The sequence below is a fragment of the Streptomyces sp. bgisy100 genome, from assembly GCF_057709105.1.
In genome coordinates, this window is the sequence record NZ_JBYITE010000048.1 from 48,600 (window position 1) to 57,652 (window position 9,053).

Here is a 9,053-nt window from a genome sequence, read left to right on the forward strand (position 1 = left end):
ATACAGTGCGCGAATGGCCGATCGGGAACCCTTCTCCCACTGCTCCTCCTGCGGTGCCGCCCATGCGCCCGGCGCGGGCTGGCCCCGGCAGTGCCCGGCGTGCGGCACCATGGCCTACCGCAATCCGCTGCCGGTGGCCGTCGCCCTGCTGCCCGTCCGCGGAGCCGACGGCACCGCCCTCACCGTCATCCGCCGCACGATCGACCCCGGCCGCGGCCGGATCGCCCTCCCCGGCGGCTTCATCGACCACGGCGAGGACTGGCGGGACGCCGTCGTCCGCGAACTGTACGAGGAGACCGGCGTCGCCGCCGAGGCGGACCGGGTGGACCTCGCCGATGTGCTCAGCTCGCCCGGCGGACACCTGCTGGTCTTCGGCCTGCTCCCCGAGCGCCCCGTCGAGAGCCTGCCGCCCTCGGCCGGCACGGACGAGACCGAGGGCTGGGAACTCCTGGCGCAGCCGCGGGAACTGGCCTTCCCGCTCCACACCGAGGCGGTCGCGGCCTGGTTCGCCGGCCGGTACGCCCACCGGCCCACGCGCTGACCACCGACGAGGTCCGTCCCTCTGCCGCGTGAACTCCGCGCCGCACGACACCAGGTGGCCCACTGTGCAGCCCGTTCCCGGTGCGCCCCGCCGCGGACCGATCGTCCGCCCGGCCCCGCAGCCCGTCCCTCCGCCATCACCGACGCTCCCCGTCGTAGGTCCGCTGCGCTCGCCCCCTCAGCCCCGCACCCGCACCCGGTACCCCGGCTCCCCGCCGTCCGCGTGTTCCACCACGACCCGGCCCCCCTCGGTCCGTGACACGAAGCGTTCGACCGTCGTCCGCGCCCAGCCGTCCCCGCCGTCGGCGACGACATGCCCGCCGCCCCGGCTCCCCGGAGCCGGCGCCCACACCTCCAGCTCCACCCCGCCGTCCTCCGCGGCGACCGGCAGCACCGAACCCGCCCGCGCCAGCACCGGGATCCGCGACAGCGGGGCGTCCACCCGCACCCGTCCCGGACCGTCGAACACCTCCCCGGTGGCGGTGTCGTACCACCGGCCCCGGGGCAGCCGCACCGTCCGCCGGACCGCGCCCGGTTCGAGCACCGGCGCCACGAGCAGCGCGTCCCCCAGCAGAAACGCGTCCTCGCAGTCCCGCAGCGCCCGGTCGCGCGGCGTCGCCCACCACACCGGCCGCACGTACGGCGCGCCGGAGCGCCGGGCCAGTTGCGCCAGGGTGCCGAAGTACGGCAGCAGCCGCTCCCGTTCGCGCAGCGCCGCCCGCGCGTGCTCCAGCACCCGCGGCCCGAACTCCCAGGGCTCCCGGCGCCCGGCCGGCCCGGCCGCACACGTACGGAACAGCGGCAGCCACGCCCCCAGCTGGAACCACCGGGTGCAGAGCTCCGGCGACGGCGAACCCGTGAAGGCGCCGATGTCCGGCCCCGAGTACGGCACTCCGCACAGCCCGAGCCCCAGCACCAGCGCCAGCGACGCCCGCAGCCCGGGCCAGCCGGTGGCGGCGTGCCCCGACGAGGTTCCGCCGTAGCGCTGCAGCCCTGCCCAGCCGGAGCGGGAGAACACGAACGGGCGCTCCTCCGGCCGCAGCCGGGACAGCCCCTCGTAGCCCGCCCGGGCCATCTGCAGCCCGTAGACGTTGTGCCCTTCCCGGTGGTCGCCGCCCCGGCCCTCCATGGCGTGCCGTGCCGAACGCGGCAGCGTCGGCTCGCCGAAGGCCGCGAAGGCCACCGGCTCGTTCCTGTCGTGCCACCCCCCGGAGAAGCCCTCGGCCAGCCGCTCCGCGTACAGACCGCCCCACCAGGAACGCACCGCCGGGTCGGTGAAGTCCGGGAAGACCGACTCGCCCGCCCGCGCCTCGCCGCGCACCTCCCGGCCGCGCGCGTCCCGGACGAACGCCTCCGCCGCCGCGCCGCCGTCGTACACCGCGTACCCCGGCTCCGCCTTCACCGCAGGGTCGACGACCGACACCAGCCGCACCCCGTCGGCGCGCAGTTCGTCCGCCAGCTCCGGCAGCCCGGCGAAGCGCTCCCGGTCCACCGTGAAGACGCGGTGCCCCCGGTGGTGGCCGGTGTCCAGGTGCAGGGCGGACAGCGGCAGCCCCCGCTCCCGGTGGCCGGCCGCGATCCGCCGCACCTCCCGCGCACCGCCGAAGCCCCCCAGGGCGTGCTGGTGGCCGAGGGCCCAGCGCGGCGGCACCGCGGGGGCGCCCGTCAGCGAGATCCAGCCGTGCAGCACCCGCGCCGGGGTGCCGACCACGGTCCAGGAGCGCACCGGCCCGCCGTCCATCCGCACCTCGCTGGAGCCCGGCCGGTCGTGCCCGGACCCGGCGCCCTCCTCGCCCTCCCGCAGCCGCACCCGGCCGTCCCAGGAGTTGTCGTGGAAGACCAGATGCGTACCGGCGTCGGCCACCACCAGCTGCACCGGCATGGTCAGGTGGAGCGGGTCGCCACCGGCCCCGGAGCCCCCGCCCGGGCCGGAGTTCCACAGCCGGTACACGCCGTCCCGCAGCCGCGGTCCGGCCGCCCGCCCGCCGAGACCGAAGAACCGCGCGTCGGCCGGCACCTCGGACCGCTGCACCCAGCGCGCCCCGCCCGGCGCCGGCCCGGACACCGGGTCCCACCAGCGCGGCGGCAGATCCCGCCGCAGCACCTTCCCGCCCGGCGTACGGATCTCCACCGCCCCGTACCGGGACACCGCCACCGTCACCCGCTCGGAGACCACCCGCCAGCCGCCGTCCTTGTCCGGCTCCAGCTCCGCCCGGGCGTCCGCCTCCGGGCAGCCGTCCGCCAGCGCGTACGACGGTTCCGGTGCGCTGTCGTCCCAGCCGCAGAACACCGCACCGCCCGCCGCGACCCGCACCCGGAGCGAGGACCGCGCGAACCGCACCACCCCGCCGCCCGGCTGCGGTTCGGCGTCCCGGGCGAGCCCCGGCACCCGAGCCCGCTCGGCACCCCGTCTCGGCAGCCCCACCGCGTCGGCCCGCTGCCGCCGCCACGCCGACCGCACCGACCGCCGCCCCTGTGTCGTACCGACCACCTTCACCGACCGCACCAGGTCCCGCCCGTCCATGCCGCTCACCCTGCCATCGACCAGGCACCGCGAGCCGCACGTTCAACAGCCGTTCACCCACGGCGGACGCCCTGTGCCGTCCGCGGATTCCGGGTGGGCCGCCCTGGTGCCCGGGCCGATCACGTGGCATCGTCCTGCTCAACCGTTTTCGCACCGGCGCTCCGCCCCAGCGGAGGAGCGCGGCCGGGGCCGTGGGGCACCGCAGGAACCCCAGGGAACCGGGCGGACGCCGACCGGACCGTACGGGACGGACCGGTCGCGGCCCACCGGAGCGGACCGGACCGCAACCCAGACCAACCGACCCACAGGTGTACAGCCGGGAGCCGTGCCATGACCTCAGCGCCGATCGAACCGACCCCCGCCGCGCAGCCGGAGGCGCTGTGGCGGCCGGGCGCCGATCGCGTCGCCGGCGCGCAGATCACCGCGTTCCAGGAGTGGGCCGCCGGCCGCCACGGTGCCCCGCGCGCCGTGCCCGGCGACCCGGCAGCCTCCTACACCGCGCTGCACCGCTGGTCGGTCGACGAGCTCGAACGCTTCTGGCAGGCCGTGGCCGAGTGGTTCGACGTGCGCTTCGGCACCCCGTACGAGCGCGTCCTCGCCGACCCGGCCATGCCCGGCGCCCGCTGGTTCCCCGGCGCCACCGTCAACTACGCCGAGCACGCGCTGCGCGCCGCCACCGACCCCGCCCGCGCCGACGAACCGGCCCTGCTCCACGTGGACGAGACCCACGATCCCCGGCCGGTGAGCTGGGCCGAACTCCGCCGTCAGGTCGGCTCCCTGGCCGCCGAGCTGCGCCGCCTCGGCGTGCGCCCCGGCGACCGGGTCAGCGGCTACGTGCCCAACGTCCCCCAGGCCGTCGTCGCCCTCCTCGCCACCGCCGCCGTGGGCGCCGTATGGACCTCCTGCGCCCCCGACTTCGGCGCCCGCAGCGTCCTCGACCGCTTCCAGCAGGTCGAGCCGGTCGTCCTGTTCGCCGTCGACGGCTACCGCTATGGCGGCAAGGAACACACGCGCACCGAGACCGTCGCCGAACTCCGCCGTGAACTGCCCACCCTGCGCGCCGTCGTGCACATCCCGCTGCTCGGCAGCCCCGCACCCGCGGGCGCCCTCGCCTGGGACGATCTGGTCGCCGGGGACACCGAGCCGGTCTTCGAGCAGGTCCCCTTCGACCACCCGCTCTGGGTGCTCTACTCCTCGGGGACCACCGGCCTGCCCAAGGCCATCGTCCAGTCCCAGGGCGGCATCCTCCTCGAACACCTCAAACAGCTCGGCCTCCACACCGACCTCGGCCCCGGGGACCGCTTCTTCTGGTACACCTCCACCGGCTGGATGATGTGGAACTTCCTCGTCTCCGGCCTGCTCGCCGGCACCACCGTCGTCCTCTACGACGGCAGCCCCGGGTACCCCGGGACCGGCGCCCAGTGGGGGATCGCCGAGCGCACCGGGGCCACCGTCTTCGGCACCTCCGCTGCCTACGTCATGGCCTGCCGCAAGGCCGACGTCCACCCGGGCCGCGACCACGACCTCTCCCGCGTCAAGTGCGTCGCCACCACCGGATCCCCGCTGCCGCCCGACGGCTTCCGGTGGATCCACGACGAGGTCGCCGAGGACATGTGGATCGCCTCGGTCAGCGGCGGCACCGATGTCTGCAGCTGCTTCGCCGGGGCCGTCCCCACCCTCCCCGTCTTCATCGGCGAACTCCAGGCCCCCTGCCTCGGCACCGACCTCCAGGCCTGGGACCCGCACGGCAAGCCGGTCGTCGACGAGGTCGGCGAGCTCGTCGTCGCGAACCCCATGCCGTCGATGCCCATCCGCTTCTGGAACGACCCCGAGGGCCACCGCTACCGCGAGAGCTACTTCGAGATGTTCCCCGGCGTCTGGCGGCACGGGGACTGGATCACCCTCACCTCCCGAGGCACCGTCGTCATCCACGGCCGCTCCGACTCCACGCTCAACCGGCAGGGCGTCCGCATGGGCTCCGCCGACATCTACGAAGCGGTGGAACGCCTCCCCGAGATCCGCGAGTCCCTGGTCATCGGCGTCGAGGAGCGGGACGGCGGCTACTGGATGCCGCTCTTCGTCCACCTCGCCGAGGGCGCCGTCCTCGACGACGCCCTCCGCGACCGCATCAAGCGGACCATCCGCGAACAGCTCTCGCCCCGCCACGTCCCCGACGAGATCATCCAGGTGCCGGGCGTCCCGCACACCCTCACCGGCAAGCGGATCGAGGTCCCCGTCAAGCGGCTCCTCCAGGGCACCCCGCTCGACAAGGCCGTCAACCCCGGCTCGGTCGACGACATCGAACTCCTCCGGCACTACGAGACCATCGCCCGCGATCACTCCGCGTAGCACCCGAACCCCATTGTCCGACCCCTCGGTTACGTTGAGTGAGTACTGATCGACGTACCGAGGGGGAGTCATGGCACGGAAGACCACCAGCACGAACCGCCGGACCGCACGGCACACCCTCCGCCGGGAGGTCCCGGGCACGGTCGCCCTGCTCGCCGACCCCGGCGACTTCGCGGCCATGCGGCGCTACCCCGGCTTCGCCTTCGCCGACCACCCCACCTATCTCCGGGAGATGGAGGCGCTGCTGCGGGAGCTGGCGGCCGAAGGGCTGCACACCAGCGTGGCCCTCTTCGACCCCGAGGAGTACGAAGGGTTCTGCGCGGAGGCCGGCCTCGACCCGGCGCGGCCGGACAGCCGCGTCCGCTACACCGCCATGGCCTCCGGCGGCGCCACCGTCCCCTACCGGGGCCAGCCGGTCGACCGGCTCGTCCCCGAAGTGGTGGCCGAAGCGGAGCGGCACGCCACGTTCACCTGGGCCACCGCCCTGCTGGCAGCGGCGGACGGCTGCGCCCACTGCGACCGCGGCGCCGGCCGCGCCGCCTACGCCCGCGCCTCACGAGCGGTGACCGGGCTCCTCGAAGCCGTCGGCCCCGGCGACCACCACCTGGTGTGCAGCGTGCCGGCCGACGGGGCCTCGCTCATCGCGGTCTGCCAGGCGGAATGCGAGGAGGAGGGCCGGGTCCGGGTGCTGGAGTCGGAAGCCCTGATCCTGTGCACCGTCCTGGCCGCGGGCATCGCCACCGGCAGCCGCGGCGGCATCGTCGTCCGCAGCAGCGCTCCCGCCCCGCGCGACGCGCCCGGCCGGGACGTCGTCCGGGGCTGGGCGCTGCGCGACGGCTGGCCCCGGCCCCTCACCGAGGCCGAGGTGTTCGCGGCCTACTGCACCGACGCCGACACCGGCGAACCGGTCCCCCCGGAGCACGGAGTGGAGTACCGCCCCGGAATCCCCCTCCCGCCCCCGGAGGACGACCGCTGAACACACCGGTGGCCGCCCCGCACCCCGCGGAGCGGCCACCGGCCGCGCACCTGGAACCGTCCCGCGCTCGCCATGGGCGGCGGTGTGCGGACGGGCTCGGGCTCACTCCCCGGAGAGCACCGCCTGGGCGGCCAGCCGCGCTTCCTCCGCAGTGTCGGACGCCCGGGCGGCGGCCGCCGCACGCTCGCACTGGGCGAACGTGTGCTTGGCCAGCGTGGCCCGCACATAGGGAATGGACGCGGCGCCCATGGACAGGCTGGTCACGCCGAGACCGGTGAGCACACAGGCCAGGGTCGGATCGGCCGCCGCCTCCCCGCACACTCCGCAGCTCTTGCCCTCGGCCTTGGCCGCCTCCGCGGAGAACGCCACCAGGTCGAGCAGCGCCGGCTGCCACGGATCCTGCAACCGGGACACCGCACCCACCTGACGGTCCGCGGCGAAGGTGTACTGCGCGAGGTCATTGGTGCCCAGCGACAGGAACTCCACTTCCTGGAGCACCGAGCGGGCCCGCAGCGCGGCGGACGGAATCTCCACCATCGCGCCGAACTTCGCCTGCAGACCGGCCTCCCGGCAGGCGTCGGCGAACGCCTTGGCGTCGGTGCGGTCGGCCACCATCGGCGCCATGACCTCCAGATACACCGGAAGCCCCTCGGCCGCCCGGGCGAGCGCCGTCAGCTGCGTCCGCAGCACCTCCGGGTGGTCCAGCAGGCTCCGCAGACCGCGCACACCCAGCGCCGGGTTCGGCTCGTCGGACGGCGTGAGGAAGTCCAGCGGCTTGTCGGCCCCCGCGTCCAGCACCCGCACGACCACCCGGCCCTGCGGGAACGCCTCCAGCACCTGCCGGTACGCCTCGACCTGCTGGTCCTCCGACGGAGCGCGCGTGCTGTCGTCGAGGAACAGGAACTCGGTGCGGAACAGGCCCACACCTTCCGCACCCGCCTCCACCGCGGCCGGAACGTCCGCCGGCCCGCCCACATTGGCCAGCAGCGGCACCTTGTGCCCGTCGGACGTCGCCCCCGGTCCCGTGGCGGCGGCCAGCGCGGCGCGCCGCTCGGCAGCGGCGGCCTCCATCGCGGCCCGCTTCTCCGCCCCCGGCTCGACGAAGATCTCGCCGGTGCTCCCGTCCACCCCGATCACCGTGCCCTCGGCCAGCTCGCCCGCGCCCGGCAGCGCCACCACGGCCGGCACACCCAGAGCACGCGCCAGGATGGCGCTGTGGCTGGTCGGCCCGCCCTCCTCGGTGACGAAGCCGAGCACCAGGGCCGGGTCGAGCAGCGCGGTGTCCGCCGGAGCGAGATCACGGGCGATCAGCACATACGGCTCGTCGCTGTCCGGCACCCCCGGCATCGGCACGCCGAGCAGCCGCGCCACGATCCGGTTGCGCACATCGTCCAGGTCGGCCACCCGGCCCGCCAGGTACTCCCCGGCACCGGCGAGCAGTGCCCGGTAGGAGGCGAAGGCGTCGTACACGGCCCGCTCGGCCGTGCTGCCCACCGCGATCCGGCGCTCGACATCGGCCATCAGCTCCGGGTCCTGGGCCATCATGGCCTGGGCCTCCAGCACCGCCTGCGCCTCACCGCCGGCCAGATTGCCGCGGGCGATCAGATCGGCGGAGACGGCCTCCACGGCCTGCCGGGCCCGCCCCTGTTCACGCGGCGCCTCGTCGGTGGGAATCTGCTTCGCCGGCGGCTCCAGCACCGCCGTCCCCATGTGCCTGACCTCGCCGATCGCCACCCCGTGGCTCACACCGACGCCTCGCAGCGTTGTCTCCATTGCACCCGTCTCCGGTTGATGCGGCGAGTCCCTCGCCCCTGCTGTGGATGTCGTATGCGCCGGCCCCCGGCGCGGGGCTCACTTCCAGTGGAAGAGAGTGTCGCCCGGCTTGAGATCGGTGCCGTCGGCGAGGTCGGAGAGTGCCTCGGCCGAAGCCTCGAGCGCCACCACCGGGCACACCGGGGACTTCCCGGTGGCCTCGACCGCGGCAGGGTTCCACCGCACGACGGGGTCGCCGCGGCGTACGGTGTCGCCCTTGCTGACGAGCAGTTCGAAGCCTTCCCCATTGAGCTGCACGGTGTCGATGCCCAGATGGGTCAGCACCCCGTGCCCTTCCCCGTCGACCACGACGAAGGCGTGGGGGTGCAGGGAGACGACGATCCCCTCCACGGGCGCGACCACCTCCGACGGCTCGCGCACGGGGTCGATCGCGGTGCCGGGTCCCACCATCGCGCCGGAGAACACCGGGTCGGGCACGGCCGCGAGTCCGATGGCGCGCCCGGCAAGTGGTGAGGTCACGGTGGTCATGGGGGGCCTCCCGGGGGCGGAGATGCAACTGGTGTCGCCAGTGGTCTGGACGACTTGACCAGAAGAGTAAGTCATAGGAAGAGACGATTCCGTGCACCCGACGGCGGCCGGATCGAGCCCGTGCGGCGGCGAATCGATTTGCCTCGCCCAGGGGGAGGCTGTAAGGTCTTGCACCTGCCCTCGACCGAGCACCGCGTAAACATCCGCGGATTCGGCAGGGGCGGCAACCACACCTATCGAACCTGATCCCTTCTCGGATCCGATTCCGCATGCCTGCGGATGACCGGTCGGAGACACGGAAAAGGCCTGATAGAGTTCGGAGCAGCCGAAAGGCAAAAGGCCCCCAACGGCCACTGGATTCGA

6 protein-coding genes are annotated in these 9,053 nt (G+C 74.6%); 3 read left to right on the plus strand and 3 right to left on the minus strand.

Translation table 11 applies throughout. The annotated features are described in order from the left end of the window. The first annotated feature begins 13 nt into the window (after nt 1-13). Complete coding sequence (locus AC3EQ1_RS25745) at nt 14-541, plus strand: NUDIX domain-containing protein (RefSeq protein ID WP_432096715.1); 528 nt, start codon at nt 14-16, stop codon at nt 539-541. 177 nt (nt 542-718) lie between these two features. Here AC3EQ1_RS25745 and AC3EQ1_RS25750 read toward each other — a convergent pair whose 3' ends face one another. Beyond that, on the minus strand, nt 719-3,064 hold the full coding sequence (locus AC3EQ1_RS25750) for a glycoside hydrolase family 31 protein (protein WP_432096716.1): 2,346 nt from the start codon (nt 3,062-3,064) through the stop codon (nt 719-721). Between the two features lie 330 nt (nt 3,065-3,394). On the opposite strand from AC3EQ1_RS25750, the gene AC3EQ1_RS25755 reads away from it, so the two are divergent. After that, entirely contained in the window at nt 3,395-5,413 is a 2,019-nt protein-coding gene (locus tag AC3EQ1_RS25755) for an acetoacetate--CoA ligase (RefSeq protein ID WP_432096717.1), read from the plus strand. Between the two features lie 70 nt (nt 5,414-5,483). Beyond that, the gene (locus tag AC3EQ1_RS25760; RefSeq protein ID WP_432096718.1) at nt 5,484-6,389 is read left to right on the plus strand and encodes a hypothetical protein; all 906 of its coding nucleotides are present in this window, start codon (nt 5,484-5,486) and stop codon (nt 6,387-6,389) included. A 102-nt stretch (nt 6,390-6,491) separates the two neighbouring features. Here AC3EQ1_RS25760 and ptsP read toward each other — a convergent pair whose 3' ends face one another. Then, complete coding sequence (gene ptsP / locus AC3EQ1_RS25765; protein ID WP_432096719.1) at nt 6,492-8,162, minus strand: phosphoenolpyruvate--protein phosphotransferase; 1,671 nt, start codon at nt 8,160-8,162, stop codon at nt 6,492-6,494. A 78-nt stretch (nt 8,163-8,240) separates the two neighbouring features. Next, complete coding sequence (locus AC3EQ1_RS25770) at nt 8,241-8,690, minus strand: PTS sugar transporter subunit IIA (protein WP_351506813.1); 450 nt, start codon at nt 8,688-8,690, stop codon at nt 8,241-8,243. Between the last annotated feature and the right edge of the window lie 363 nt (nt 8,691-9,053).